We start from the raw sequence: 26,658 nt of genomic DNA on the forward strand, positions 1-26,658 counted from the left end.
CCGCCATTCTACTCGCTGAAATCATTCCGTCAAGCACTTTCTCAACCGACTGATTCCGACGACTTCCTTGGCGACGGGAAGCGAAGTATGGGCGCCTCCCGAAAAAAACGCAAGGGCCAAAATGGCCCTTGCGTACCGACTGGGTGTTATCTGTTCAACTTCAGCCAGGCGGGCACATCTGCCACGCTATCGAGGGTGGCAGTGGCCAGGGATTGGGCTTCTGCGGTTACTTCTTTACCGGTACGGACCAGCAGCGCTGCCCCAAGGCCGGCCGCTTTGGCGGCCCGCATGTCATCAGCCTTGTCACCGACAAAGACGGAACGGGCAAGATCAATTGCCAGATCTTTCTGCGCTTCTAGCAGCATACCGGGTTTAGGCTTGCGGCAGTCGCAGTCTACCTTGTACTTGCCCTGCCCCTTTTCGGCATGGTGGGGACAATAGTAGACACCATCCAACAGCACGCCTTTGTCGTCAAAGTTCCAATCCATCCACTGGGTCAGTACCTGGAAGTCTTCTTCGCTATACATGCCCCGGGCTATACCTGACTGGTTGGTGATCACCACCACCAGATAGCCCATGGACTTGAATGCCCGGCAAGCTTCGAAGACGCCATCGACAAACTCGAAGTCATCAATGGCACTGACATAGCCATGGTCGACGTTAATCACACCATCACGATCAAGGAATACGGCGGCTTTCATTGGGTTAACTGGGCTCCACTAGCAGCTGGATGATGCTTAAATTGAGGGTTCATAGGATATAGCCATCGGGCTCTGCTTTCGATACGGGCGACTTCGGCTTCATCTCCCAGGGCCTCGGCAGCCTCTCTCATATAGATGAAGGTATCTGGTCGCACTACATTGTGGCTGAACTGCCAGCCCCAAGAGATGTAGTCACGTAGCGCTTGTTGGTCATGGGTTGCCAAGGCCACCTGCAAACGCGTGTACATCCCCAAATGGGTAATGTGATTTTGAAAGACGATAGGATTGACGATATCCAGCAAAGGTGCCAAGGGGGAATCGCTCCCCTGGGCAACCTTGTTAGCCCTTGCCACCTGAGTCAGCTTGGCGATGGTATGAAGATTCGTCACTAGAAATAACGAGCCTACCAACAGGGCTATCATGGAGAGCGACTTCCACACATAGGGCAAGGCCACTGGCTTGTCTTTTAAAGGAGCTAGCCGACTTTCCACCAAAAACAGCAGTGTCAGGAACACAAACCAATGGGCTGCCGAGTGGTAGAAGGGGTATTCGGTCATGCAATGCAGAATAATAGGTAACAGCAATGCCCCGTAGCCCCAGGCATCACGGCCCAGGTGGCGCAGGGCGAGCAGAAAAGTTAGGGAAAAAGCCACGATACCGGTAACAGGTAACAGGCCTCCTTCCACAGCCCAGAAAAGAAGCTCGTTATGGGGGTGGTCGACATTGGCCATGGCCAGAAGTCCGGTTGCCGCAAAGGCTGCGCCGCGCTGCCAGGCGTAAGCCGCCTCGAAGCTACCCAAACCGCTACCCAATAGAGGATGTTGGCTGAAAAGCTGCAAAGACACGGTCCAAATACCTGTTCGACCATTGCTCTCAGTAATACCGGCAGCACCACGAACAGCCCCTTGAACGACCTCGGTAAATAGCAGCCCTGCCAGTTCGCCAAGAATAATGGCGGCAACACCTATCATCAGGGGGCGGCTCGCAGGCTTACGCACCCAGAGGAAACAGAACAGTCCCAAAGCCAGGGCTAACACACCCGTTCTGGATAGGGCGATGTAAAGACAAAACGGCCCCAGCGTCAGGCAGCTCAAAAGTACCCCGTACCAGGCAACTTTCAGGCTAACCCTCTTGGGAGCCTGGTACTTTACCAGGCACCAAAGGGACGCCATTACCCCGGTCGCAACATAGCTGGCAAAAACATTGGGCTGTTGGAAAATGCCCTGAGGCCGCACGCCCGCCTCACTTATCCGCCCTATTGGTAGCCAGTCCCAGCCAAAAAGCTGCAAAGTGCCAAGCAATGACTGCAACGAAACTGAGCCGATAATGATCAGCAGCAGCCCCTTCTCTGCCTGGCGGGCTTCGAAGCATTGGAATAAAGCCAACAAAAACAGCAAACCGCCCAAGACACCAAAAAAGCGCCCTATGGCATACTCGGCGGTATTGTCTGACCATAACAAAGGTAAGAATAAGCAGAGAAACAGCCCCAAATACCAAGGCCAGCGGCTGGGCAACGTCCAGGTTCCACGATTGGTGCCACGCACTATCCCCACCGTTATCATCACCAGGACAGCGATCCAAACCACATTATTAAAAGACAGCTGCAGTCCATAGCCGCCAATATTGTGCTGGAAGTATTGCGTGGCAAACAAAAAGAGCAGCCCAAAGGCTGCCCAGGCAAGCTTATTATTTGTACTTTCCACCTGCGATCCCTTCATCAGGTTATGGTTAAAAGGTAGTGACACTCTCCCCTCTGCCAATGCCGTAATAGGCAAAACCTTGGGCCTTCATCTGGGCCGGGTCATAGAGGTTGCGCCCATCAACAATAACCGCGTCCTTCAGTTGCTCCTTGATGTAGGAAAAGTCAGGCGCCCGGAAGGGTTGCCACTCGGTACATATCATCAGCGCATCAGCCCCTTGCAAGGCGGCTTCCATGGAGTCAACCAGCAGTAAGTCGTCCCTATCACCGTATATACGCTGGGTTTCGTGCTGGGCTTCTGGGTCGAAGGCCTGCACTTTGGCGCCAGCGGCCCAGAGGGACTCCATCAGCACCCGGCTTGAGGCTTCACGCATGTCATCGGTATTGGGTTTAAATGCCAATCCCCACAGCGCTATGGTTTTACCGGCCAGTTCACCTTTGAAGTGCCTGTTGATGAACTGGAACAGCTTCTGTTTCTGGCGATAGTTAACCGCTTCAACCGACTGCAGCAGTTGGGGCTGATAACCCACCTGCTCGGCAGTACGGACCAGAGCTTGTACATCTTTGGGGAAGCAGGAGCCACCATAACCGCAACCCGGGTAAATAAAGTGGTACCCGATACGGGGATCAGAACCAATGCCCTTACGCACAGCTTCGATATCGGCGCCCAGCAGCTCGGCCAGGTTGGCCATCTCATTCATAAAACTGATTTTAGTGGCCAGCATGCAGTTTGCCGCATACTTGGTCAGCTCGGCGCTGCGCACATCCATGACAATGACCTTGTCATGATTGCGGTTAAAAGGCGCATAGAGTTCACGCATCTTTTGCTCGGCCTGGAGATCCTGGGTGCCAATCACGATGCGATCAGGCTTCTGGCAGTCACTGACTGCGGCACCTTCTTTCAGGAACTCGGGGTTGGATACAACAGCATAACTGAGCGAAGAGTCGCGTTCGGCCAGTACCTGGGCCACCTTGGCACTGACTTTATCAGCGGTGCCCACAGGCACAGTGGATTTGTTGATGATGACCTTATAACCAGTCATATGCTGGGCAATGGTCTGAGCCACAGCCAGTACATATTTAAGGTCGGCAGAACCGTCTTCGTCAGGAGGCGTGCCAACGGCAATAAACTGCAGCTCACCAAAGCCCACCCCCAGAGCGGCATCAGTGGTAAACAACAGGCGCCCTTCCCGGGTTCCTTTCTTTACCAAGGCCTCCAGGCCAGGTTCATAAATGGGAATAATGCCCTGCTTCAGGCCGTCGATTTTGCCTTGATCGATATCGACACAACACACGTGGTGGCCAGCTTCAGCCAATACCGCTGCTTGCACCAAACCCACATAACCAATACCAAATACCGTGACTTTCATCCGTAACTCTCAATAGGAACCCAGCCTTGTGTCTTGAGGCACACTATAACAGCCAAGGCTGGAGGACAGGGAAAAGGAAACTTCAAAGAGGCCATAACCAGGCCGCACCGCGCACACCGCTGGCATCTCCGTGGTGGGCCTTCACTATGGGGGTTATACACTCGCCCCCAAGTACATAAGCGGTCAAAGAGGCAGGAAGTTGTGCATAGATCTCATCAATGTTGGATAGGCCGCCGCCAATCACTATTGCGTCTGGGTCCAGGATATTGATGACTTGCGACAAGCCTCTGGCCAGTCGGTCGATGAACGCATGCCAAGCCGACACAGCCTGCGCCTCGCCTTGGCGCATCCGTTCAACAATGGCGGCCACATCCAAATGCTGGCCTGCACGCACCTGGTAGTCACGGCTGACCCCTGGCCCCGACAGGTACTGCTCAAGACAGCCGGACTTACCACAAAAGCAGGCGGGAACCGGCCGTTCATCCTGGCGAGGCCATGGCAAAGGCGTATGCCCCCACTCACCCGTCAAGCCATTCGGGCCAGTTAAGGGGCGACCATTGACGGCAATGCCACCGCCGCAGCCCGTACCCAAGATGACACCAAACACGACGCTGGCGCCATGCCCTGCTCCGTCTACCGCTTCCGATACCGTAAAACAATCAGCGTCGTTGGCCACTCTCACCGGTTGGCCCAGCAGTGTTGCCAAGTCTTTAGCCAGTGGCATACCGTTCAGCCAAGTAGCACTGGCATTGCGCACTCGGCCGGATGCCTTATCCAAGACGCCTGGAATACCGACCCCCAAGGTTGCCGGCGTGCTGATAACTGAGCTAGCCTCTTTAACTAAGGCTGCAATACTGGATAAGGTTTGCGCATAGTTGCCCCTGGGGGAAGGTTGACGCTTTTGGAAGACAACCTGTCCCCTTTGGTCAAGCACCACGACTTCTGTTTTGGTTCCGCCCAGGTCGACACCTATTCTCATCACAATCCTTGGGTATCTCAAAGAGGGCCAATGCTATCCCAGCAGGCTCATGTCGCCAAGCACCAAGGCCTGCGTAGGCTAAACAACCATCGCCACCGGAGCCAGGCAGCCAAGTAAGTGCTCGCCTTAAGCAGGTAAAGGCCTAGGGCATGAGGAAAAAGCTTGCTAAGATAAGGAATAGGTAATCGCCTATTCCTGTTCACCGCTCAGGCTTTCATCCTGAGCATATCGATGATACCCACTCATGATGAAAGGAACCTTGACTGGATGAAAACCAGCGACGACTGGCTTCCGCATTTTCGCCGCGCAAAAAGTCTCGAGACACTGGAATTAATGGTAAAGAGAGCATTGGAAGAATGCCAAAGCGCAAGTGAAAAATTCCAAGTGTACAAGGCAGAAGAGCTCAGGGAACAGGAGTTGGAGCGTATGAATGCGCCGGAAAGGATCCGCAGACTATAAAGGGCGCCGAGGCGCCCTTTTTCATGACAGGTAAAAATCTTTATACCAGCGTACAAACTCAGCCACTCCTTCATTCACCCCCACCTGAGGCTGGAACTGAATGGCGTTGAACAAATCCTCGGTATCAGCCCAGGTCGCCGGCACGTCACCAGGCTGAATGGGCATCAGATTCTGCTTGGCCTTAAGACCTGTCGCAGCCTCTATTGCTTCTATAAAAGCAGTCAACTTCACGGGGTTACCCGCACCAATATTAAACACCCGGTAGGGAGCTGAGCTTTCGCCAGCGCTGCCCTTTTCCACCGACCATTGATCATTAGCGGCGGGGATCTCTTCACTAACACGCAGCAGAGCCTCGACAATGTCGTCGATGTAGGTGAAGTCACGCTGCATATCACCATGGTTGTACACATCGATGGCGTAGCCATCCAAAATGGCTTTGGTGAATTTAAAAAGTGCCATGTCAGGCCGGCCCCAGGGACCATAAACCGTAAAAAAGCGCAGCCCTGTGGTGGGGACCTGATAAAGGTGCGAGTAGGTATGACTCATCAACTCGTTGGCTTTCTTGGTGGCTGCGTAGAGAGATACTGGATGATCAACACTGTCAGCCACTTTGAACGGCATTTCAGTGTTCAAGCCGTAAACTGAGCTGGAAGACGCATATACCAAATGGGCCGTTCCCTGAGCCCGGCACCCTTCCAGCACATTAAGGTGCCCCACCAAGTTTGCATCAGCATAGGCATGGGGGTTGTCGATGGAGTAGCGCACACCGGCCTGGGCAGCCAGATGAATGACCCGGTCAAACCTGGGGCCACTGAACAGCTGCGCCATTGCAGCCCTATCGGCCAAATCCATCTTAACGAACTGGAAATGCTCATAAGGCGCCAATAGGTTAAGGCGCGCTTCTTTAAGGCTGACATCGTAATAATCGTTAATATTGTCAATGCCCACAACCTGGTGCCCGGCGTCCAGCAGACGCTTGGCCACGTGAAAACCGATAAATCCAGCAGCACCGGTTACAAGATAACGCATACATTCACCCTCTAACTTAGGCGAAGCATCATAACAAAAAGGGCGCCCTAGGGCGCCCTTTCAGCTTGTGTAGCCATTGGGATTTTGAGATTGCCAGCGCCAGGCATCACGCATCATGGTGCCCAAATCCCTTTCTGCCTGCCATCCTAAGGCCTCTTGGGCATAAGCCGGGTCGGCATAGCAAGTGGCGATGTCTCCTGGGCGACGCTCTACTACTCGGTAAGGCACTTCACGGCCAGATGCCGCTTCGAAAGCCTTGACCATCTCGAGCACCGAGTAACCGTTGCCAGTGCCCAGATTGTAAGCCTGCCATCCTTTTTGCAAAGCTAACTTATCCAAGGCTTTGAGATGGCCAAGAGCTAAATCCACAACATGGATGTAGTCGCGTACCCCGGTACCATCAGGGGTGGGATAATCATTACCAAAGACACTAAGCTGCTCGCGGCGCCCTACTGCTACTTGGCTAATAAAGGGCAGAAGGTTATTGGGAATGCCGTTAGGGTCCTCACCAATAAGGCCCGACTCATGGGCACCAACAGGGTTGAAATAGCGCAGCACTGCGATAGCCCAACGCTCGTCTGCTTTGGCCAAGTCAGCCAAGACACGTTCAACCATAAACTTGGAGGTACCGTAGGGATTGGTCGTATTACCAACTGGCGCAGCTTCGGTGATCGGAACTATTGCCGGGTCGCCATAAACCGTCGCGGAAGATGAAAACACCAACTTAAATACACCAGCCTCAGCCATAGCCTCACACAGGGTCAAGGTACCAGCGACATTGTTCTGGTAGTAGCGCAAGGGTTGCTCGGTGCTCTCCCCTACCGCCTTAAGGCCGGCAAAATGGACTACCGAGGTGATGGGGTATTGAGCAAAGATCTGGTCAAGCAATTGCCTGTCCAGCACATCTCCTTTAACGAAATACGCTTGCCGGCCAGCCAAACTGGCCACGCGCTCCAGAGACGCCTCAGTACTGTTGGACAGATTATCCAATACCAGAACCTCATGCCCTGCTTGTAGCAATTCCAATACAGTATGGGAACCGATATAACCGGCACCACCGGTAACCAAAATCATGATTACAACTCCAACCCTTTCAAGAAGTCCGCAAATTTGCCAGCCAGCTTAGGATGACGCAGACCATAGGTAACAAAAGTCTTCATATAGCCGAGCTTATCGCCACAGTCATGACTATGCCCTTTAATCCGGTAGGCTTCTACCGCCTGACGTTCCATCAAAAGCGCTATGGTATCGGTAAGTTGGATTTCGCCACCGGCGCCAATAGGAGTTTTGGCCAACAAAGGCCAGATGTCCTTACTGAAGACATAGCGCCCCACCACCGCCATATTCGATGGGGCTTCTTCCGCCGGCGGCTTTTCAACAATGGCCGACATGGTTACCGATTCACCAGGGTTAATAGCCTCGCCTTTCAGATCGACTACACCATAGCTGCTAACTGACTCCTGAGGCACTGCCTCAACCATAACCTGGCTGGTACCCGTGCTTAAAAAGCGCTGAACCATCTCGGCCATATTATCGCTCTGCGGATTAGCTGCTACGTCGTCAACCAATACATCGGGAAGCACAACTGCAAAAGGCGCATCACCTACCAGAGGCTTGGCACACATGATGGCATGGCCCAGGCCTTTAGCTTCACCTTGGCGCACATGCATGATGGTTACTCCTTCCGGGCAAATGCTTTGCACCTCATCCAGGAGCTGGCGTTTAACACGGCGCTCAAGCATGGATTCCAGCTCAAAGCTTTTATCGAAGTGGTTTTCTATCGCATTTTTAGAGGAATGAGTAACCAGCACAATTTCTTTGATACCCGCAGCAATACACTCATTAACAACATATTGGATAAGAGGTTTATCCACCACAGGCAGCATTTCTTTCGGAATGGCTTTAGAGGCGGGTAACATGCGAGTACCTAGTCCCGCCACAGGAATAACAGCTTTCATAAAAAACCTCTCATCCATAAATTAAATTTAATCTTTAGCAGCGTGAATTATTTTAAATGCGAGCTGGGGAGTATATCCAAAGGAGAAAACATCGTCAAAGTTAGAACCTGTGATACAGGAAGGTAACTTCAATGAATTTGAGATGGTCTTGGATACATCCTTGACATTTTTTACAACGATTGCATGGCTAGAGAAATAATCCGGTATATCGTGCCCTGGAAATTCATATAAAACCATTCCAGAAATGCTACCAGCCAAAGCAAGTAATGATGAGTAGTGTCCGATGTACAATGGACAATGGGGGAGGTTTGCGTCTTCATGCAGGCGGAAGCCTCTACCTTCATACATGCTTTTATCTGACCGAGGATGAAGTTTAATTACGACTTGGACTGTATCCAGTCTCTCCAACTGCTCAAGGAATTCGATCTGCATTTCTTTAGGTAAACGACCATCCTCCACCAACGTTTGAGCAATGTAACAAACGGTATCTTGCTCTATTGGTGAACCTTTTATCATATCAATCTTCGATAACTCATGATATCCAATATCATACATCTGAAATTCATCATAACCAAAATTATCAGAATGATACTGCTTCCAGTAAGGGCCGTAAACCAAAACAAAATCAGTGTTCACTTCTTTGTGGAAGTGGACGGCGTCTTTATAAACCGCCCCTTTAACAAAGGTTCCAAAAAAGCTTCGAAAGACATTGCCAAAATCTTTGCCTAACGTCCTGGCGATGATAAAGGAATAAGCCAAATACCTCAGGGTTTTTATTGCCTTTTTGAAAAGGAAGAAACGTTCTCGTTTCATGAATGGGATATACATGCCATGCTGAATCATGCCTGTTTTTATTCCCAAACTTCTAGCCACAGTCACAAAAGCGCTATCACTAAGCCTTTGAGCATTAACTATCAACACTTGAGCACCAGAATTAATCAGTTTCTTTTTTATTCTGGATCTTGAAAAAATCCCATTTTTGACCATTTCAATTTTGTATTTTGAGAAAAAATTAAAAGCTTCGACGTGAAATTCGTCATAAAATAAAGTTACTGAGTAGTCATTATTAAAAAACTCTAGTATTATATCGCCAATATAATTCTTATGATTAAGAAGATTTACATCATAGAAGGAAATTGAACGATTGCACTTTTTCTTCATAGTCATCAGTCATTTCTCTTATATCTTCTAAACCCATACAAGAAACCTTTAAAATACTTCATTGCATGGTATTGGTGTCCAGATATAAGCTGCAATGGTATTTTTGCTAGTGTTTTCATAAATTTTAAGAAAACATACTGAAGGGCACTAAAATTACTAGAGGATAGAAGTTTTCTACAATATGCCCCATGGCCTTTTGCGTAGCTGAAGGTTTTTTCCTCGCTGTACCCTTCGGGTTCAGCATGAAATACCGCTAGACTTGGATCATAAATGCCTTTAACGCCAGAAGAAAGTAATCTGTAAACGAAATCAAGTTCCTCACAACTAGAGAATTCCGCTCCTAAACCAAGTCTTTCATCAAAGGTCACTCCCACTTCATCTATCGAATTTTTATTGATAAAAATAGAAATTGACGTGATCAATTTGGCCATATTAAGTTGGTTTATCGAAGTGCACTCAGATTTACGAGTATACTTGGTGAGTGTAGCTGTTCCTGGAATATAAACCCCACCACCAACAATGCTATCTTGAGTTGAGAATGAATACTTTTTTAGTGATTCCAGTAAGTTCGTGGGATAAGTGCAGTCATCATCTCCGAAGCAAACAATGTCACCTGTCGCTAACAACAAACCAATATTTCGACTATGACTTAAACCTCGACGTAAGGCATGAATATATAGAATGTCCAGTGAATTGGCATAAGATTGAATAACATTAAACGTTTTATCATCGAAGCTCTGATCGATGACGAGTAACTCTAATATAAAATCATTACTTATTTCTATCTTTGATATCGAGTCCAGCATGAAGTGGATGATATCGCTTCGATTACAGGTTGCAAGAATAATTGACAGTTTCATATTTCTATCTATTCGGGTTTATTATTTCTTTATCTTCCAAACTAGGGAGCGTTTCTCGATATACATGACCTGACGTTTTAAATAATTGGTCTGCATAATAAAATGGAGATGAATCGAACATAGGATACTGATAATAGTATTTAGGCGACGAGAAAATCCAATTCATAAAGAAAAATATAATTATAATTAAAGAAAACTCTCTAACTTGCGTAAATCTTGTTATTTTCGTAAATGAGACAAAATAAAGGTAACCCATCAGGATTGAGTAAATAGGTGTCAATGTCCTAATAGATATTCCAGGAAGAAATGAAAACGCTAAAGTATAGATATATATTGATAGTATATTATATAACCAGTCATCATTCTTGCTAGGCTTACCATATTTTATTCTTTTTATTATATAAATCATCAAAATAGGCACTATATAAACTGAGGCGGTAAATGCCAACTTTAACGATGCAAGCACATTATCTAATTCTGTTACTTTAGAAAATGCCCATACCAGCTTAGCCAGAACTAGTATGTTTGAGCTAGCCATAAACTGGCTTAAAATTTTAACAAATAAGAAAAGTAGAGCAGCACTCACCAATGAGACCAAGATAAAAATACTGAGTTTTCTTCTGTCTTTGGAACGCAGCAGGAAGTTAACCAGCGGATAAATCGCCAATGATGATGCATGAAAGGATATCGCCACCAAAAAAGGCAACCATTTTTTTTTGCCTTCTGAAAAAACTGCGTAGCATATAAAAAATGATGCAATTCCTTGGCGAAGATGATTGAGTAGGGCTCCGTACTTGAAGAAAATGAAGCTCATCACATATAAGAGAGATAGTTCCTTCACAGTTAATTTCTTTTTCTTATTGAATGAGAAGATCAGAATATTGAATAGAAGAACCATCAGGACAGAATAGAAAAGCCTTACAATATTAGGGTATTCTCCACCAATTATAATAGATAGGAAATAATTTAATAGCGGAACTCCGACTTCGAGCCCTGCTCCAAATTCAAAAAAATCTGAACTAAAATCATTGTGTAGAAATAATAAGTAATTATTATAGTAAGTTGTAAAGTCAGACTCTTCGTATAAGAAAATAGGCTCGCTGACAGCAGCTATGATTGTTGCGTATGAAATGCCTATAGCCAAAACAACAAAAAACGATTTCGCGATATTAGTATCTTGATTGTATCTAGAACTGGAGTATGACAATAACAGCATACTCAGTATACAGTATAGGAATAAAATGGCAGGGGAGTAAGCCATCAATATGATCACTGTCCCCATATTAACAACGGGAGCGAGCATCGCCCCCGTTGGATGGCTTACTTTAGAGGGATTAGAATAGACTATCAAAGTCGACCCTCTCAAAAACTTCAAGCTTTCCTCCCACAGTCGCATTAAATATTCTTCTATTCGACGCCTCATACACAATTTTCATCATCTTATAGCTATTTAACACCTTATCTAGTTGCGGGTCATGCCATGTTTTTCCTTTCCCAAAATATTCAGGATGGAAATGATTACAATCATCTTCCGTAGATAAAATTTCCTTACCATTAACTACTGCACTCTTAGGTATTTCATAATTAAAATCCATACCAATTAAATAGACTTCCGAAAAGCCTAGATAATGAGCAAGCTGTAAATTAATCATAGTTACGGATTGACCACAATAGAGACGTCTTGAGGCGTCTGTAGAAAACCTGGGAACTCCATAATTAGGAGAGCACTCTTTATAAAATCCGGTATTCATCCTGAAGAACAAACAATTTTTTCTATTTTTAACCTTGCTTCTATAATTTATTGGGAAAAATTTATATGGCGCCTCATATTCATTAATTCTTTCAATGTTGTCAGCCATTACAGCCTTATCTTCAACAACGTAAAAGGTTGGGCGATAGCCACACTCATCAGTTTTATAGAAAATTCCGTTTACAGCAAAAGAGTATTCATTCTTTAACAGAGAGAGATCTACTTTATTTAATGAAGGACCATTTCCCAATATAAAACATCTTTTCCCCGCGAACTTACCTTTAAGAGATCTTATTTTTTTAGTATCAGGGAACCCGTAGACAAAGGGCTCTTCTCGCATTTGATAGGGGATAGCATTAAGATCGATATTTTTTTTGATTATATCCAAGACTTTAAAACGAATTGCCATTTAGATTTCCTAATTATATCGCTCTTGAATTATTAACTTTGACCAATACGAAAGTAAAAAGTACCAAGTTGAATAAAATTGAGTTAATTAATACCGCTTCAATTCCAAAGCTTTTTGATAGTAAAAAGCTCAAAACACCTTGGAGAAGAAAATTAAGAAAGACCAGTCTCGCAACAAACCATCCATGATCTCTAAAATACAATTCATTCATCATTATTAAAGAGCTTGCCTGGATCATTAGCGAGATCAAAGGAAAGGGAAGATATGAAATTGCTTTATCATAATCCTGAAAATAATACTCAATAATAATAGTTGATAAAAAATAAATCGCCAAAGATGATACTACTATCAAAGTAAATGAAGCAAAATATATTTTATTAACTTTATCGTTCGCTAGATTCTTTTTCTGCTTTATCAAGCTGTTTATTTCAGGAACAATTGTTAGATTAAGCGCGCTCACTAAGATCATTATTGATGATGCAAATTGATAGGATAGAGAGTATTTACCTAGAATAGATAACCCATAGCTGAATGAAATAATATACCGGTCCAATCCGCTTTTCATCCACCACCCTAATGCTTGAGGCATAAAAGAGTAGCCGAATTTTACTTGCGACCAATTTAATTTTCTATGGAACGCCAATGGGAAGATACAAATGCCTGTTTTTTTTCTTACTAGCACCATTCCAATTATGGCCTGAGATATTACTGCTATGAGCATTGATAATATCCAAGAGTAGATGCCGTAATTCAATGTCAAGGAAAACGATACAAAAAAAACAAGTATAAAGGTTATTTGAACCTTAAAATATGACCACGATTCTTTACTACACTGCAGAGTGGATAGATAGAATTGCGCCATACTTCTAAATAATGCAATACAGGGTAAGAGTAAAAGAGAAGCATCAGCCTCTATTAACGATAGAATACCGATTAAAAGCAATGAAAAGAAAAAAACAAAAAAGCTAAAGCAAAATGCGTTTTTCGAAAACTCTATATATTCTTCAGTATTTCTTTTAAAAAACTCAATGCGGGAAACAGCTTGAATATTATTTGAAATAAATATAAAAAGAATTTCCACTCCTACAACGATAAGTGACAATTCACCGAATGACTCCGCGCCTAGTTTTTTAGCCAATATAAAAGAAGTTATTATCGGAGCTAGTCTATTTAATACCTCACTCACCCCGTATGTTAAAAGTCTAGCTAGAATTTTCATTCTATATTCTCTAGTGCTTTAATTAATTCTTTTTTAATAACAGAAAATCCAGCGCTAGTATAGTGGACATTATCCGACGTATATTCTTTTATATTTTCATCTGACCATTTAGAAAGGTCTATATTATTTTTGAAATAATCCAACATGATTTCATTAGCATCGAGTTGTCTATTAATGTTAAATGGCCTATCTCTCCAATAATTCCCTCTCCAGCCAGTAAGTACTCTACTTATTCCTATGTAGATAGTTTTGTTTTTAATACTATCAAGTGATGTTAATAGTTCTGGAAGCTCTAGATAATCTATATAGCTGAAAGTACTCTCCCCCATATAATAAGTATCATCTAAGCGGGCTTTAGAAATGAAATCCGTCACTCCATTTTCTTCAGCCTTCAAAGACTTCATATCTCTCATTTCCAAGAAAGAGCTTTCAGGCCGTGGGGCAAAATCAACGATCCCACAATGCAATATAATTAGATCATATTTATTAATATCGATCTCTTTATTCAATGCTATGAAATCGACAATACTGGTGTACTTTTCAGGACACAGATAATAATCACAGCAATAATTTTTTATAATGTGAGAGGCGTATGAAGAAAATGGATTTCCTCTATTTGTCTTTTTAGTTATCTCAAACCCCCTTGAATCGGTGAAAACGAGAACGCGTTTTTTTCCTCTCAAAAAATTCCAGACAAAAAAAACGCGTGATATCATATAAATAAAATAAAAATAAGATTTTCTTATATATCTAGACATTACTCAAGAATATTTTAGTTAATTTTTCAAACAGGATCATGTAACCGACAGCTAATACCACCGCTCACATCTATGACACTGCCATTCAAGAATTTATTACTCTGCAACAAAAGAAATTCAACTACCCGCGCAATTTCAGAAGTCTCACCTATCGATTTAGTTGGATGATAATCTCTGAGCTTTGAGTATGAATCTGGATTATCTTTAAATCCATCAAGCAACATTTCTGTCGCGATTGCAGCTGGTTGAATTGCATTAACTCTAATGCTTGCTCCACAATCGACAGCTAAGCTTTGCGTAAGTCCAAGCAAAGCTGATTTACTCGTCGCATAAGCAACAAAATTCGGCTTGGTCAACTTAGAATGTATACTCCCAATATTAACTATAGAACCACTATTCTCTTTGAGGTTAGAGAAGCAAATCTTTGATAAGATAAAAGGTGCTACTACATTAACATCAAGTGATCTTGAGAAGTCCTCAACACTAATACTCTCAATACCTCCGCATACCTGTAAAGCAGCATTATTTACCAATCCAACCAAATGTGAATCGCCGATTTCACTCTGTAAAGATGCAGTGAAAGAGTCACAAATAGTAGAAATTTTTAGTTTCGAAAGATCACATGAAAGATAGGAATCCAAGTGATTTCTATCCTCACCTAAATCTATACCGATAACCTTATATCTTAATTTCAAAAAATGGCTACATATGGCGGATCCAATTCCGCCATTAGATCCCGTAATAATAACGGATTTCATATACGCGCTATTCCTAAAAAGTCCATGAGCTTTCCAATTGCTACCTCATTAGTCTTGGCAACCGCATCAATAGTATTGGAGGAATTATGTGAACCCATGATACAAAGAGGGTGTTCACGAAGATAGCTGTTCATAGGTAAAGGTTCGATTTCAAATACGTCCAAAGCTGCAGAGTGCACGGAGCCTGATTTCAATGCATCACAAAGAGCATTTTCGTCAATAAGTGGTCCTCTAGCTACATTGACGATACGTATACCTCTCTTACACTCCCCTAGAACCTTCGCATCAAGCATATGGTAATTTTTCTTATTCAATGAACAGGTAAAAAATAGAAAGTCACAGTCTTCTACCCCATGAGGCCACTGCCCTAATTTAATACCCTCATCCTCAATGCTACTGACACCTGGATCGTAAGCTAGGACATTCATTCCCAACGCGACTAGCCTACTGGCAGCATTCCGTCCGATATCTCCATAGCCAATTAGGCCTACTTTCTTGTCATGGAGCGATATTCCCCGATTTTTAGGCCAGTTTCCTTTCCTTATTTCCCTGTCAATGTAAAATGTTTCTCTAGCCAAGGCAATAAGGTAACCCACGCCAATATCAGCGACTTCGGCCCCAAACATGTTTGGGGTGTTAGTGATCGGAATATTCAAGTCATCACATGCCTGGAAATCGACGTTATCAACGCCGATGCCCCATTTCACCGCCGCTTTTAATTTCCCAATTTTACCAGATTCGAATACGGCACGAGTGGCCGGGTCATCTCCTATTATCCAACCATCAAATCCAGGGACGAGCTGAATGAGCTCTTCTTCGGAAAGTGTTTGAACAACATCAGGGCAGAAAACTTCAACACCATATTTTTCTAAAATAGGAAGAAATTGCTCTTTCATACCCAGCATGGGTGGACAGGTGACTAAAATTTTCATTTCAAACGTTCTCTTTTTTAAGGTAATTTGCAAGCGCTGAAGCTATTACCCAATCCTCAGGTTCATCAATATCAATGGATTCAAGACGTGGAGTCACATACATTATTGGAGACGTTCCAATACGAGCTTGATTTTTCTTGAAACTGTCTTTTGTGAATATATAAAGACATGAATTTTCCTCGAACCAAGGCTCTAAGTCCTGTGTCCGGATGAGATTTTTTGGATCATGGTTAACGGCAGTCAAGTCTTCTCTATAAAATCGAGTTTGGAACTTGTTGACAGTGAACAGTGAATCGTGGGAGTCATTCCCTTCTGAAAATGCTCTTATAGCAGTGGAGATAGTTTCAGTAGACAATAAAGGATTTGTGGTATGAGTCATTACGTAAGCATCTGCATCGACATTCTCAATGTCATCAGCCAATATTAAGTTCATGCTAACAAAATCACCACAAAGCTCTGGCCTACGCTCTCGAATAACAACTCTGTTGCTCTCCTTAAGTCCACTCTCAAGCAAAATATGCCTTGCATCTGTATTAATTACTACCTGATCAATTTCAGGAGCTGCAAGCAGGGAGTCGAGTATCCACTGAAAGAGAGGTTTTCCAGCAAGTTGCTTGAAGTTTTTACCTTTAACTCTCTCACTGTTAGCCTTCATAGGAAGCAATGCTACAATTTTTTTAGGCATCTTGAGAATCTCTATCCTCTAATTTGTACTCAATATTTACGTTCATATCAGTCACTCGAGGGTAAAAGTATCTCAACTTCATTTCCTCCGAAACCTTGCGATTAATATGGTTTCCCTTATATGCACCGATATACTGTGCAAACCTAAATCTTATTATTGAGTTTAACTCTTTTAAAAGAACTCCTGAAGAAAGCGCAGCTCTAATGTCCTTAATAATCCCCGTGGAAATATATTTTATTGTATCAAAAAGCGTAACATGAACTTGGGGCAGTATCTTTTGGAGCGCAACAGCTTCGCGCTCATATCGTATCCTAACTCGCTCCCATGATTCATCATGAATATGATAAACACCTGCCTCCGCAACATAAGCTAGCTTTAGTCCAAGTCCAACTAGCTCTTTGGCAAGATACATATCTTCACAGCCAGTAAGGCTCTCATCAAAGTGATGTGCTTCCCAAATGTCTTTTCGTATAGCCGAATTAGCGTTGTTACAGAAAAAACCTTCCTGAGGAATTCTTGACTCTTCAGGAAAGTATTTAGAAAAAAGCTGACATTCACTGAATTTTGTCGTGTCTCTACCAAGCTGTCTACCATATGAATAGACACAATCTCTCATGAGAGGTCTAACAAGGTTGTTAACCCAATACTCATCACAAGGTACGCAATGACCACTGACAAAAATGAGATAACTACCTTTCGCGAACTCGCAACCAATATTCAGTGAACGTCCAAAGGTGAACTGACTCTTCTCAATATAAGTAACCCGGCAACCAAATTTCTGAGCAATATCGAGGGTAGAGTCTGTTGAGCCGGAGTCGACAACTACCGTTTCGATATCAAAAAGACTTCGGTCTTGATTTTTGACTGCTTGAAGCAACTCGTTCAAATATTGCTCTTCATTCAACGTACGAATAACAATACTAACTAGAGGTCTTTTCATTTTGACTCTCCTAACTCCACCTTCAATAGATGGCCAGATTTTGGATATTCTTCCAATTCAATTTCAGACAAACCAACCATAGCAGAAGTCACATACAAAGAAGAGCCAACAACAACGCAATTGGTAGGCCTGGGTACTGGGAGTTCTATTTTTCCTAAGACCTTACCGTCACTGTCAAATTTATAAATGGCATGCCCATCCCAGAATGCAAGGTATATATTTCCCTGCATATCAAGGCATCCACCGTCAGGTGTTCCGACACATGAAGAAAAATTACTCCAAAGGCCTTTTCTTTCAAGCTCTCCATTGTTAATAGAATAAACGAAGGCTTCACCAATCAATGAATCAGAAATAATGACCTTGTCATCCACTTCGATAAAACTGTTTGGTATAAATATCTCATTATGAATGTGGCTAATAATGTTTTCTTTTGAGCAACATATAAGGCTTCCTTTCTTATTATCAGGCTCTATCTGCATTGTGCCGTAAAGCACTAACCCATTGTTGAGTTTGACACCATCGTTAGCTCTAAAAATCTCACTTTGACCTGAGTAGGGTGTCAATAGGATGGTATTGTAAACTTGCTCTTTTATATTAAATTCACAGAGTCCTGTTCGGTCAATAAAGGTAATAACATCATCAGAAACTTCCAGTATCGAACTTGGCATATCTCCGACATCGAACTCTTGAACAGGAATTTCCTCATTTATGATATTTTTCCTGTATAACTTTGAATTGAGTATATCGAGCCAATAAATATCTTTAGTTTCGTCATCGAAAAAAATTCCTTCACCCAACATAGCTGGCTGTTCAGAAAGGATCTCTATTTTCACTTCACCTTCCCATACCAAATAAGACAACTTTGATTGTCATCAGGATTATCTTGAGATCCAAGATTGCTCGGTGATGCTTTATGTAATGAACATCAAAACGGTGTTTCCACTTAGCATCCTCAATTGATGCTCCATAGGGGTATCTAACTTGGGCCAACCCGGTGATTCCAGGTTTAACAGCATGACGAAAACGATAGTAAGGAATATGCTTTTCTAAATCACGGATAAAGATCTCACGCTCAGGACGAGGACCTACAATAGACATTTCTCCTCTGAAGACATTAATCAGTTGTGGCAACTCGTCTATGCGTGTCTTACGAATAAAGCGTCCAACCTTGGTGACACGATTGTCATTCTCTTTTGCCCATACTGCGCCATTTTTTTCAGCATCGGTGCACATGGAACGGAACTTAACCACTTCAAACTCTTGGTTGAACTGGCCAACCCGCTTTTGTTTGTAAAAGATAGGACCTCTGGACTCTAATTTAATAGCAAGTATCGTCAGCAACATGAAGGGAAAAGCAAAAACAGAGATTGCCGTTGCCATCAGGAGATCCATGATGCGCTTTCTAGTCTCCTGTTTCTTGTCAGAAAGAATTGAGAAAGCTCTTTGATGCAGGAAATAGCCAGAATGTAAAAGCTCAATAGTGGTGTATCCTAAGCGGGAATCCAAATAGCTTACCAAAGGCTCTACCCAGGCACCCACCTCAGTAGCCAGGACAAGAAACTCCCTCAAATTGCCAGGTAGTTCTGAACTCTTGTAATGGCAAATCACTTTTCCTCTTACGCTCTCAAGGATGGGCTCATTGAAGATAAATCTAACTTCTAACCCTTTAACAGAAGCCCTTACCGACTCAAGATCTTCTTCAGGGCAGAATATGTAGATTTCTGATGCTCCATAAGCCTCTCTTTTCGTCAGACCAGACGTTTTATCAGTGGAAAGCATCTGCTCAATAGAAAATTCGTCGGGGCTTCTCAGATAAACATTCATAGTTCATTCCTTACGCATGAAATATCGGATAAGTACCCACATCACGCCCAGCATGCCGCCAAGCAAAGTACCCAAGACGCAAATCAGGGCGCGTTTGGGCTCATCCTTCTCTTCAGGTACGATAGCGGGATCGACAGTCTTAAATACATATTCGTCACGCACCTCGGCGAACATCAGAGTCTTAGTTTGCTGCTCGACTAATTGATAAAGCATTGCACGAAGATCTGTAAGGTTGGTCTTACTTATCTGATCATCTAGATATTGAATGCTTTTTTTAGCCTCTGCCATATCTCGCTGACGCATCACATCATTAAGATCTTTCACCAGCCATGTTGCCCATTGCTGCGCCATCGCTGGCGAGTAGAAGCTGAGAGAAACCGTTACCATGCCTGTCTCTTTATCTTGGCTAGAGCTCAGAATGTTTTTAGTAAATTCCTTATAAGCCTCTTGGGCTGAAGGCTTTGGCTGATAAGGAGGCTTAACATCACGCACCCACTTTTTACTTTCAGGGTTGTAGATATCAGTATCCCAAATCAGGGTATTAGAATCCCGGTTCCAGCCTTTCGCCGCCATAAGAGGAACTAGTACATCATGTTTCTCAATGAAGGTCTTGATGAACTCCCGGGACTGCAGAACCTGCAATGCAAGATTTGTTTTGTCAGTACTCCCGCCGCTCAGGTTAATACCTGCTAGCGATGCTAAGCCACCGAATTGCCCCGCCAGCCCAGCTAAGCCCCCTTGCTGCTGTTCTTCTGCAGGGGCCAACAGGACTTCAGATTTGTAGATATTCGGAAGATATAAAGCAATAGCAACCGAGACCACCGCGAACACAACAGTGCAGGCAATTACGAACCATTTACCGCGCCAAATGGCACCGAACAACTCGCGAAGGTCTATTTCATCGTCCTGCATCACCGCTTGGTGTGGGTAACGATCTGATGTCGGAAACTCAGCGTCCTTCATGGAACCCTCATTCCTGTGGCGCAGCCACAGACTTATAAAGCAAATTGAAATGTGTGGAGAGGACTACAACCATGTAGCCCTCTTAGGCTTGGCTTACAACGTCGCTATAGCAGCCAAAGCGACAGCACTTTGATAAATGATCTGAGTCACGCTGCTCCACATGGAGAGGCTATTCATGTATTCGGTGTCGAGCGGCACCACTATGGTATCGCCGGGACGCAGGGCATCCTCGTTGGCAGCGAACCAGCTGGAGCCTTGAGGGATCATCACCGAGCCGTCAGCACGGATCACATAGACACGTTCATCGTCCGCACGCTTACGGAATCCACCGGACAGGTTCAGATAGTCTTCTACCGACATACCGACTTTGAAGCGGTGGCTGCTGGCATGCTGCACTTCCCCTACCACGGAGATGGTGGTGGTCTTACGGGGCACGTAAAGCACATCGCCGTCTTCCACCTGCATATCAGCATCCCTACTGCCGGCCAGCACTTCCGGCAAGTCAATAACCAGACGCCCTACCGGCTCCACCTTCTGCAGCTCGCCAATCATGGCCATGGCGTCTTGGTATGTGACCTGGGTTTTATCGGCAGACAAGGCGCGGGTTGCCACATCGGTGCGCAGCTGCTCAATCAGCTTGCCCACTTGCAGTTTTTCACGCTCTTGGACCTGCTTGCGGGTGAAAACGGCGCCGTCCACGAAGGCATACTGGGTGACGCCACCGGCCCGCAGCAGCACATCTTCCAGGGTTTCCCCACGGTGGACCGTATAACTGCCGGGAAACTTCACTTCACCGCGAATTTCTACGGTGCGGTCCACCTGCCAATCAGGGGTGGCAAAGACGTTGAGGCGATCGCGGCTTGCCAGCGCCAGGTTGTCGTTACCGCCACCCAGGGCATTCTCCAGGTCCAGCGCTTTGTGCACCACGCTGATGCCGTTGACACTTTTATTGCTGCCCTTGGCCCGGGTCAGCTCGGCCCGGCCTATATAAGCAGATACCTTAAGACCGCCAGCAGCGGTGATCAGGGATTTGACGGTGCTCTTGTCAGCCAGGGGGTAGTCGCCTGGTACTTTGACATCACCGGTAATGGTCAGGATCTGTAGAGGCGAGCCGTTGCGAGCCTGGGCTTTGAGTTTCTTCAGTATCGGGAACAGCAGTTCCTGGCGCTTCAGCTCTGGGGTCAGGGCCATCAACTCCGGATCCACGTAGAGCCGGGACATGATCCTGTCCACTTCTTCGCTCAGGGTTCTTACCTGTTCCTCAAGGCTTAAGCCCTGGTCTTCAACAAACTGTTCTGAGGCTGCATCCCTGATGCTAAAACCAGCCACCTGTTTGGAGCGCAATTCTTCCGGCTTTTCTTCGATATATTGGAAGCCTTTGGCGATCAGGTCTTCGCTCAACCAACGCTCGGAAGAGGGGCGGTTGAGTACCGGCTTGAGTTCCTTGGCAACCAACTTGTTGAGCTTTTGCCGGTCCAGAGCGCTGTCGTCGTAGTTGAACACCAACACGATGTCACGGGGGGCCAAGGCCAGGTCCTGATCGCCACCGGCCTCGGTAACAGCCTTACCTATGGCAAACTGGTGTATCTGGATATCCCCCAGGTCGTTAACCTCACGGATCACTAGCGCGTAGTCCAGATCTGCAGACAGTTTCAAATCGGCCCAGAGGCTACCCACCAAGTCGTGCACCTTCATACCTTGGTGCCAGGCATACTTCCCCGGGCGCACCACAGCACCAGCCAACACCACCGCATTGGCGTAGCGGTTGGAGGTCACCCCTACCCGCAGCACATCACCGCCCCGAACTTTTTCGGCCAGGATGTTGGTTTTGGTCAGGTCAACGTTCTGGATATCCCTAAGGTTCTGGTTATTGACCCGCTCCAGGACAGAAGCCTGAGGATAAGCGCCGGAGGTGGCGCCGCCAGCCATGGCCAGCAGGTCGGCCAGGGTGTCATCTTTGTTCAGTTCGTAAAGGGCAGGCCTGCGTACTTCCCCTTTGACTTCAGCAATGCCGGCATAAGGAGGAATAAAAACCACATCCCCTGACTGCAGGCGGATATCGTCCGACGCATCGCCCCTTAGCAGCAGGTCATAAAGGTCAAAGTTGGCCACCGTTTTTCCGGCACGTTTTACGGCCACATGCCGCAAGCTGCCGATATCACTGACACCGCCAGCGACAAAAAGCGCCTGGGTAACGGTAGTCAGGGCAGGTACGGCATAAGAGCCGGGGGATTTTGCTTCACCTGCAACAAAGATGCTGATGGTACGGGTGCTGTTGAGGGTGACAGCCGCCGTAACGCCTATCATCTGTTCCTTGACCCGCCCCTCGATCAGGGCCTTCACCTCGGCAAAGGTGAGGCCGGCAACCTGGATAGGCCCCAGGTCGGGAAAATTAACACTGCCATCCCGGGACACCACCAAGCTCAGTTGCTGGCTGTCTTTACCGAAGAGTTGAACGGAAAGCTCGTCATTGGCGCCCACTACATAGTTCTCGGGGACAGGGGCATTATCCACCGGAGTGAAGCTGCTGATATCGGCATCGAAGAGGTTCAAACCGAAACGGGCGACCACGGCTTTTTCTTCTGGTTCGTCGTCCACCTCTTTCCTGGCGGCGTCAGAATCGGCGCTATTGCCGGCATTTTGACGTTGTTGTAACGGCATGGCGGGCTGCTTGGTACTGCCACCGCTCTGCTGGATGAACTCAGATGGATCTATGCCATATTGTTTCATCAGCTGCTCTTGCTGGGCACGGGGGAGCGTCTTGAATTGCTCAATCATTGCCGGCGAAATGGCCGCCGCAGACGCTGTCGTACACATCACAAGTGCCGTGAAAACAAACCAGATTTTCCTCAACACGCGAATGCTCCGTTTAGATTATAAACACTGCCTTCCGGCCAGATTGCTTGGCAAGAATGCCAAAAAAGAACTCGTGCAAAAACAAAAACCACAATAAAAACAACCATTTACATGGATGACGAAAGGGAATCGCAGACACGCTACCGCCCCTGGGTTACAGCTCCCACAGCGCTGATAGCAGTCACCATTGGTGATTTTTTCGTTTGTTCATGGCTTGGCCAAAGCCAAGCTACAAAAAAACACAAAGTGTGGCTTGTCACCAACAAGCCACACTTTGTGTCTCTATTACGTCAAGGGCTGCCCATTCAACGTTGCATCCAACCAGTGTTCCATGCCCTGCTTTCCCGCCGGCTCATCTATGCTCACCAATCAGCCCGAAAGCCGGGGCTGCGACAACTTATTTCAGTGCTACTAGGGTACCAAGTAACGCTTGAAAGTTAAACCAAAAGCAAAATCACAAGCGCATGATTTATAAGCAAAAAAAAATTAAAGTTCAAAAAAATATTGCTTTTGCTGGCTAACTCACACCAACACCTTTCAGCAGCAAAGAATGAATTGACCGAGCCCTTCTCACTGCCAGAAATGCCTCACAACATTAGCATTCTCTACCCAAAGGCGACCAAGGCAGTTTCAAAAGAAAGCCAAATCAACACGCTGTTAGCAAGTAAAGACTTACTGGCGTTCAAGGTCCCTTAAGGCGACGGAGACATTTGACTGACGTTGGAGGATCTCGATCATGACCTTAACCCGCTCTTCACCGTCCTGAGCCTGGTAGATGGCGCTGAGCCCCTTGAAAGGCCCATTGAGCAGGCGGACGCGCTGGCCAGGCTTGAAGCCCTGGTCCATCACACCAGCAGCTTCCAGGCGCTCTTCGTTGAGTGCCAGGGTCTTGATGAGTTTGGCTGGGATCTTGACAGGCATATCGCCAAAGCGGACAAAACCGGATACTCCCCGGGTGGAGCGTACCTTGTAAAAATCGGCGCCCGTGGCATCCAGTTGGACGAAGAGATAGTTGGGGAACAAAACTTGTTCCTGGGTTTTGAGCTTACCCCGGCAAAGACGAGAGCCCAGGACCTTAGGCAGGTAGCTTTCAAATCCTTGATTTTGGAGGTTCGCTTTTGCCCGCCCTTCCTGTTTGGCACGGCAATACACTAAATACCAATCCGACATTACGACTTCTCCGGACCATCCCTGAGTCACCTTAGCGAATTAGTTTACCCCAGCTATAACAACTTTCAATATTTTGTTAATCAATCTGCCTAGTCCAATGGGTGACACCGGTGCCACTTGGTGCACCTTTGAGCAGGGCCGGCCACTGTCACAACTCTGCCAGCCTTTTATTGTGTTTTGTGGGGGTCATGGGTATAAGAGGCCGTCAATCTACCAAAACAATAACTGAACCACTGAAGGACGGGAGTTCATTCATGAGTCATCACATCCCACAGGGGACCCTGATGGGCCACCCCAAGGGGCTATTCCTGCTATTCACCACGGAAATGTGGGAGCGGTTCTCCTATTACGGTATGCGCGCCCTGCTGGTACTGACCCTGGTCGCCGCTACCGATGCAGCAAACCCTGGCTTTGGCATGACCACTGCCGAAGCCCTGAAACTCTACGCTTACTACACCTCTCTGGTCTACCTGACCCCCATCATCGGCGGCTGGCTGGCTGATACCTTTATCGGCCAACGCCGAGCCGTAGTACTGGGCGGCGCCTTGATGTCTGCCGGCCAGTTCACCCTGTTTGTGGCCACTCCCCACAGCCTGAGCCTCTTCTATGTTGGCCTGGGCCTGATGATCATCGGTAACGGCTTCTTCAAGCCCAACATCTCCACCATGGTCGGCGACCTTTACGACCAAGGGGATGCCCGCCGTGATTCGGCCTTCTCCATCTTCTATATGGGTATCAACCTGGGCGCCTTCATTGCCCCGCTGATCTGCTCTACCCTGGGTGAAGACCCGGCCTGGGGCTGGCGCTACGGCTACCTGGCTGCCGGTATCGGTATGGCCCTGTCCGTGGTGATCCAACTGCTGTTTGCCCAGCGTTTCCTGGGTGACGTTGGCCTGGAAGCCGGTGCCAAGCGCTCCCTGGCCGCCAGCGGCGGCGTCAAGCAGCCCCTGACCAAAGTGGAAATCGACCGCCTGCGGGTGATCCTGACCCTCTTTATCTTCGTGGTCATGTTCTGGCTGGCCTTCGAACAGGCCGGCGGCCTGATGAACATCTTTGCCCAGGACAACACCCAACGTATGGTGGGCACCTTTGAAGTGCCGGCCGGCTGGTTCCAGTCCTTGAACGCCATGTTCATCCTGATCTTCGCGCCCTTGTTCTCCATCCTTTGGATCAAGCTCAACAAGATTGACAAGAACCCGGACGCCCCCATCAAGATTGTTGCCGGCCTTATCCTGACCGCCATCGGTTTTGGCTTCCTGGTGGCCGGTATCTTCGAGATGCAGACCACTGGCGACGGCAAGGCCACCATGATCTGGCTGGTATTGGCTTACCTGTTCCACACCCTGGGTGAACTTTGTATCTCCCCTGTGGGCCTGTCGCTGATGACTAAGCTGGCGCCGATGCGCCTGGCCTCACTGGTTATGGGTATCTGGTTCCTGATGCCGGCCCTGGCCCAGCTGCTGGGCGGCTTGATCGGTGCCTACTCCGAGCGTGCCGGTGAGTACCAAGCGGTACGCCACTTTGCCGAAGGCCTGGGTATTCGTGCTGAGGATGCCGGCATTCTGGTGATCTTCGGGTCCATCGCCCTCTTCCTGTGCCTCTTTGCCGTTGTGCTGTGGCTGATCTCCGGCAAGCTGGTGGTGTGGATGCACGGCGCCGAGAAAGGTGCTCCTGCCAACACCGGGCAGGCCCTGAGTGAAGAGATGGAAGTGGTAGGCGACCATGAAGCCATGCGTAAGTCTCATCAGTAACTGTCTTTAGGCAAAAGCCCCGCTTCGGCGGGGCTTTTTTATGGCTGCTGGCCGTCAAGCGATTGACTCTTCCCTTAACGCCTCTATGCTTATCAAGACGTTACGCAATTAGCACCAGGACAGCACAGGAAAACGGATGTCACGAGCCTCCACCCGCCTGACCCTTTTTGCCAAGGACCAGATGCTTTACCGGCTGGTGCTCTCTACCTATCTATCTGCCCTCGACATCGCCCAACTGACCCGCCAGGAGCTGGCCCGCCATCCCCAAGCCAGCCACGCTATAGTGAAAGACAAGTTCGGGCGCCAATTCCGGCTAAGTAAACGCAGTTCCAACTGGAGCTGGTTTCTACTCTATCTGCGCCTGCGCTAACTTTCATTTCGGTACATTCATTTAGAAAAGAACCGAAAGACTGGACAGCAATCCGGA

At 46.6% G+C, this 26,658-nt stretch carries 25 protein-coding genes; 3 read left to right on the plus strand and 22 right to left on the minus strand.

Features of this window, described 5'->3' with window-relative positions:
• Positions 1–146 precede the first annotated feature (146 nt).
• The 4 genes from gmhB to B3C1_RS06795 all read right to left on the minus strand — a co-directional run bounded on the left by gmhB (position 147) and on the right by B3C1_RS06795 (position 4,749).
• The gene (gene gmhB, locus B3C1_RS06780) at positions 147–701 is read right to left on the minus strand and encodes a D-glycero-beta-D-manno-heptose 1,7-bisphosphate 7-phosphatase (RefSeq protein WP_008483769.1); all 555 of its coding nucleotides are present in this window, start codon (positions 699–701) and stop codon (positions 147–149) included.
• Positions 698–2,404, minus strand: a complete 1,707-nt coding sequence (locus B3C1_RS06785) for a PglL family O-oligosaccharyltransferase (protein ID WP_008483771.1) — start codon at positions 2,402–2,404, stop codon at positions 698–700. The genes gmhB and B3C1_RS06785 overlap by 4 nt, the downstream gene beginning before the upstream one ends.
• 25 nt (positions 2,405–2,429) lie before the next feature.
• Positions 2,430–3,770 (minus strand): UDP-glucose dehydrogenase family protein, encoded by a 1,341-nt coding sequence (locus B3C1_RS06790; protein ID WP_008483772.1) that lies wholly within the window; start codon positions 3,768–3,770, stop codon positions 2,430–2,432.
• Between the two features lie 82 nt (positions 3,771–3,852).
• Positions 3,853–4,749, minus strand: a complete 897-nt coding sequence (locus tag B3C1_RS06795) for an ROK family protein (RefSeq protein WP_008483775.1) — start codon at positions 4,747–4,749, stop codon at positions 3,853–3,855.
• Positions 4,750–5,016: 267 nt separating this feature from the next.
• Here B3C1_RS06795 and B3C1_RS06800 point away from each other — a divergent pair, with 267 nt between their 5' ends.
• Positions 5,017–5,208 carry a hypothetical protein gene (locus tag B3C1_RS06800; protein WP_008483777.1) on the plus strand — a complete coding sequence of 64 codons (192 nt, stop codon included), beginning with the start codon at positions 5,017–5,019 and terminating at the stop codon, positions 5,206–5,208.
• A gap of 21 nt (positions 5,209–5,229) precedes the next feature.
• Here the strand turns inward: B3C1_RS06800 and B3C1_RS06805 are convergent, their stop codons facing one another.
• The 18 genes from B3C1_RS06805 to rfaH form a co-directional block, all read right to left on the minus strand.
• On the minus strand, positions 5,230–6,237 hold the full coding sequence (locus tag B3C1_RS06805) for an NAD-dependent epimerase (RefSeq protein ID WP_008483778.1): 1,008 nt from the start codon (positions 6,235–6,237) through the stop codon (positions 5,230–5,232).
• Positions 6,238–6,297: 60 nt separating this feature from the next.
• Entirely contained in the window at positions 6,298–7,314 is a 1,017-nt protein-coding gene (gene galE / locus B3C1_RS06810) for a UDP-glucose 4-epimerase GalE (protein WP_035481367.1), read from the minus strand.
• The gene (gene galU, locus B3C1_RS06815) at positions 7,314–8,195 is read right to left on the minus strand and encodes a UTP--glucose-1-phosphate uridylyltransferase GalU (RefSeq protein WP_008483780.1); all 882 of its coding nucleotides are present in this window, start codon (positions 8,193–8,195) and stop codon (positions 7,314–7,316) included. The genes galE and galU overlap by 1 nt, the downstream gene beginning before the upstream one ends.
• A gap of 27 nt (positions 8,196–8,222) precedes the next feature.
• Positions 8,223–9,362 carry a polysialyltransferase family glycosyltransferase gene (locus tag B3C1_RS06820; RefSeq protein ID WP_008483782.1) on the minus strand — a complete coding sequence of 380 codons (1,140 nt, stop codon included), beginning with the start codon at positions 9,360–9,362 and terminating at the stop codon, positions 8,223–8,225.
• Complete coding sequence (locus tag B3C1_RS19710; protein ID WP_008483783.1) at positions 9,362–10,216, minus strand: glycosyltransferase family 2 protein; 855 nt, start codon at positions 10,214–10,216, stop codon at positions 9,362–9,364. Before B3C1_RS19710 ends, B3C1_RS06820 begins: the two co-directional genes overlap by 1 nt.
• Positions 10,217–10,220: 4 nt before the next feature.
• Positions 10,221–11,612, minus strand: a complete 1,392-nt coding sequence (locus tag B3C1_RS06825) for an EpsG family protein (protein ID WP_008483784.1) — start codon at positions 11,610–11,612, stop codon at positions 10,221–10,223.
• Positions 11,551–12,375 (minus strand): 6-hydroxymethylpterin diphosphokinase MptE-like protein, encoded by an 825-nt coding sequence (locus B3C1_RS19715; protein ID WP_008483785.1) that lies wholly within the window; start codon positions 12,373–12,375, stop codon positions 11,551–11,553. Before B3C1_RS19715 ends, B3C1_RS06825 begins: the two co-directional genes overlap by 62 nt.
• 13 nt (positions 12,376–12,388) lie before the next feature.
• Positions 12,389–13,594, minus strand: a complete 1,206-nt coding sequence (locus tag B3C1_RS19720; protein WP_008483786.1) for a lipopolysaccharide biosynthesis protein — start codon at positions 13,592–13,594, stop codon at positions 12,389–12,391.
• Complete coding sequence (locus tag B3C1_RS20130) at positions 13,591–14,352, minus strand: hypothetical protein (protein ID WP_192813354.1); 762 nt, start codon at positions 14,350–14,352, stop codon at positions 13,591–13,593. Before B3C1_RS20130 ends, B3C1_RS19720 begins: the two co-directional genes overlap by 4 nt.
• A gap of 26 nt (positions 14,353–14,378) precedes the next feature.
• Positions 14,379–15,110, minus strand: coding sequence for an SDR family NAD(P)-dependent oxidoreductase (locus B3C1_RS19725; RefSeq protein WP_008483787.1), 732 nt, complete (start codon positions 15,108–15,110; stop codon positions 14,379–14,381).
• A complete protein-coding gene (locus tag B3C1_RS06830; RefSeq protein ID WP_008483788.1) occupies positions 15,107–16,042 on the minus strand; it encodes a phosphoglycerate dehydrogenase in 936 nt (311 codons plus the stop codon). The genes B3C1_RS19725 and B3C1_RS06830 overlap by 4 nt, the downstream gene beginning before the upstream one ends.
• A gap of 1 nt (position 16,043) precedes the next feature.
• On the minus strand, positions 16,044–16,727 hold the full coding sequence (locus B3C1_RS06835; protein WP_008483790.1) for an acylneuraminate cytidylyltransferase family protein: 684 nt from the start codon (positions 16,725–16,727) through the stop codon (positions 16,044–16,046).
• The gene (locus tag B3C1_RS19730; protein ID WP_008483791.1) at positions 16,720–17,667 is read right to left on the minus strand and encodes a glycosyltransferase; all 948 of its coding nucleotides are present in this window, start codon (positions 17,665–17,667) and stop codon (positions 16,720–16,722) included. Before B3C1_RS19730 ends, B3C1_RS06835 begins: the two co-directional genes overlap by 8 nt.
• Positions 17,664–18,500, minus strand: a complete 837-nt coding sequence (locus tag B3C1_RS06840; protein ID WP_008483792.1) for an SMP-30/gluconolactonase/LRE family protein — start codon at positions 18,498–18,500, stop codon at positions 17,664–17,666. The genes B3C1_RS19730 and B3C1_RS06840 overlap by 4 nt, the downstream gene beginning before the upstream one ends.
• Position 18,501: 1 nt before the next feature.
• On the minus strand, positions 18,502–19,491 hold the full coding sequence (locus B3C1_RS06845; RefSeq protein WP_008483793.1) for a sugar transferase: 990 nt from the start codon (positions 19,489–19,491) through the stop codon (positions 18,502–18,504).
• Positions 19,492–19,494: 3 nt separating this feature from the next.
• A complete protein-coding gene (locus tag B3C1_RS06850; RefSeq protein WP_008483794.1) occupies positions 19,495–20,454 on the minus strand; it encodes a Wzz/FepE/Etk N-terminal domain-containing protein in 960 nt (319 codons plus the stop codon).
• Positions 20,455–20,547: 93 nt separating this feature from the next.
• A complete protein-coding gene (locus tag B3C1_RS06855) occupies positions 20,548–23,184 on the minus strand; it encodes an SLBB domain-containing protein (protein WP_008483795.1) in 2,637 nt (878 codons plus the stop codon).
• A 798-nt stretch (positions 23,185–23,982) separates the two neighbouring features.
• Positions 23,983–24,480 carry a transcription/translation regulatory transformer protein RfaH gene (gene rfaH / locus B3C1_RS06860; RefSeq protein WP_008483796.1) on the minus strand — a complete coding sequence of 166 codons (498 nt, stop codon included), beginning with the start codon at positions 24,478–24,480 and terminating at the stop codon, positions 23,983–23,985.
• A 254-nt stretch (positions 24,481–24,734) separates the two neighbouring features.
• Between rfaH and B3C1_RS06865 the strand changes: the two genes are divergently transcribed.
• Together B3C1_RS06865 and B3C1_RS06870 are read left to right on the plus strand one after the other, a co-directional pair.
• A complete protein-coding gene (locus tag B3C1_RS06865; RefSeq protein WP_035481374.1) occupies positions 24,735–26,231 on the plus strand; it encodes a peptide MFS transporter in 1,497 nt (498 codons plus the stop codon).
• A gap of 136 nt (positions 26,232–26,367) precedes the next feature.
• Positions 26,368–26,601 (plus strand): hypothetical protein, encoded by a 234-nt coding sequence (locus B3C1_RS06870; protein ID WP_008483800.1) that lies wholly within the window; start codon positions 26,368–26,370, stop codon positions 26,599–26,601.
• The last annotated feature ends 57 nt before the right edge of the window (positions 26,602–26,658 follow it).

The organism is Gallaecimonas xiamenensis 3-C-1, assembly GCF_000299915.1.
Lineage (GTDB): Bacteria > Pseudomonadota > Gammaproteobacteria > Enterobacterales > Gallaecimonadaceae > Gallaecimonas > Gallaecimonas xiamenensis.

Coding starts and splice junctions, on each gene's coding strand:
- gmhB (WP_008483769.1), bottom strand. CDS start 701: ATGAAAGCCGCCGTATTCCTTGATCGTGATGGTGTGATTAACGTCGAC.
- B3C1_RS06790 (WP_008483772.1), bottom strand. CDS start 3,770: ATGAAAGTCACGGTATTTGGTATTGGTTATGTGGGTTTGGTGCAAGCA.
- B3C1_RS06795 (WP_008483775.1), bottom strand. CDS start 4,749: ATGAGAATAGGTGTCGACCTGGGCGGAACCAAAACAGAAGTCGTGGTG.
- B3C1_RS06800 (WP_008483777.1), top strand. CDS start 5,017: ATGAAAACCAGCGACGACTGGCTTCCGCATTTTCGCCGCGCAAAAAGT.
- B3C1_RS06805 (WP_008483778.1), bottom strand. CDS start 6,237: ATGCGTTATCTTGTAACCGGTGCTGCTGGATTTATCGGTTTTCACGTG.
- galU (WP_008483780.1), bottom strand. CDS start 8,195: ATGAAAGCTGTTATTCCTGTGGCGGGACTAGGTACTCGCATGTTACCC.
- B3C1_RS06820 (WP_008483782.1), bottom strand. CDS start 9,362: ATGACTATGAAGAAAAAGTGCAATCGTTCAATTTCCTTCTATGATGTA.
- B3C1_RS19710 (WP_008483783.1), bottom strand. CDS start 10,216: ATGAAACTGTCAATTATTCTTGCAACCTGTAATCGAAGCGATATCATC.
- B3C1_RS06825 (WP_008483784.1), bottom strand. CDS start 11,612: ATGCGACTGTGGGAGGAAAGCTTGAAGTTTTTGAGAGGGTCGACTTTG.
- B3C1_RS19715 (WP_008483785.1), bottom strand. CDS start 12,375: ATGGCAATTCGTTTTAAAGTCTTGGATATAATCAAAAAAAATATCGAT.
- B3C1_RS19720 (WP_008483786.1), bottom strand. CDS start 13,594: ATGAAAATTCTAGCTAGACTTTTAACATACGGGGTGAGTGAGGTATTA.
- B3C1_RS20130 (WP_192813354.1), bottom strand. CDS start 14,352: ATGTCTAGATATATAAGAAAATCTTATTTTTATTTTATTTATATGATA.
- B3C1_RS19725 (WP_008483787.1), bottom strand. CDS start 15,110: ATGAAATCCGTTATTATTACGGGATCTAATGGCGGAATTGGATCCGCC.
- B3C1_RS06830 (WP_008483788.1), bottom strand. CDS start 16,042: ATGAAAATTTTAGTCACCTGTCCACCCATGCTGGGTATGAAAGAGCAA.
- B3C1_RS06835 (WP_008483790.1), bottom strand. CDS start 16,727: ATGCCTAAAAAAATTGTAGCATTGCTTCCTATGAAGGCTAACAGTGAG.
- B3C1_RS19730 (WP_008483791.1), bottom strand. CDS start 17,667: ATGAAAAGACCTCTAGTTAGTATTGTTATTCGTACGTTGAATGAAGAG.
- B3C1_RS06845 (WP_008483793.1), bottom strand. CDS start 19,491: ATGAATGTTTATCTGAGAAGCCCCGACGAATTTTCTATTGAGCAGATG.
- B3C1_RS06850 (WP_008483794.1), bottom strand. CDS start 20,454: ATGAAGGACGCTGAGTTTCCGACATCAGATCGTTACCCACACCAAGCG.
- B3C1_RS06855 (WP_008483795.1), bottom strand. CDS start 23,184: ATGAAACAATATGGCATAGATCCATCTGAGTTCATCCAGCAGAGCGGT.
- rfaH (WP_008483796.1), bottom strand. CDS start 24,480: ATGTCGGATTGGTATTTAGTGTATTGCCGTGCCAAACAGGAAGGGCGG.
- B3C1_RS06865 (WP_035481374.1), top strand. CDS start 24,735: ATGAGTCATCACATCCCACAGGGGACCCTGATGGGCCACCCCAAGGGG.
- B3C1_RS06870 (WP_008483800.1), top strand. CDS start 26,368: ATGTCACGAGCCTCCACCCGCCTGACCCTTTTTGCCAAGGACCAGATG.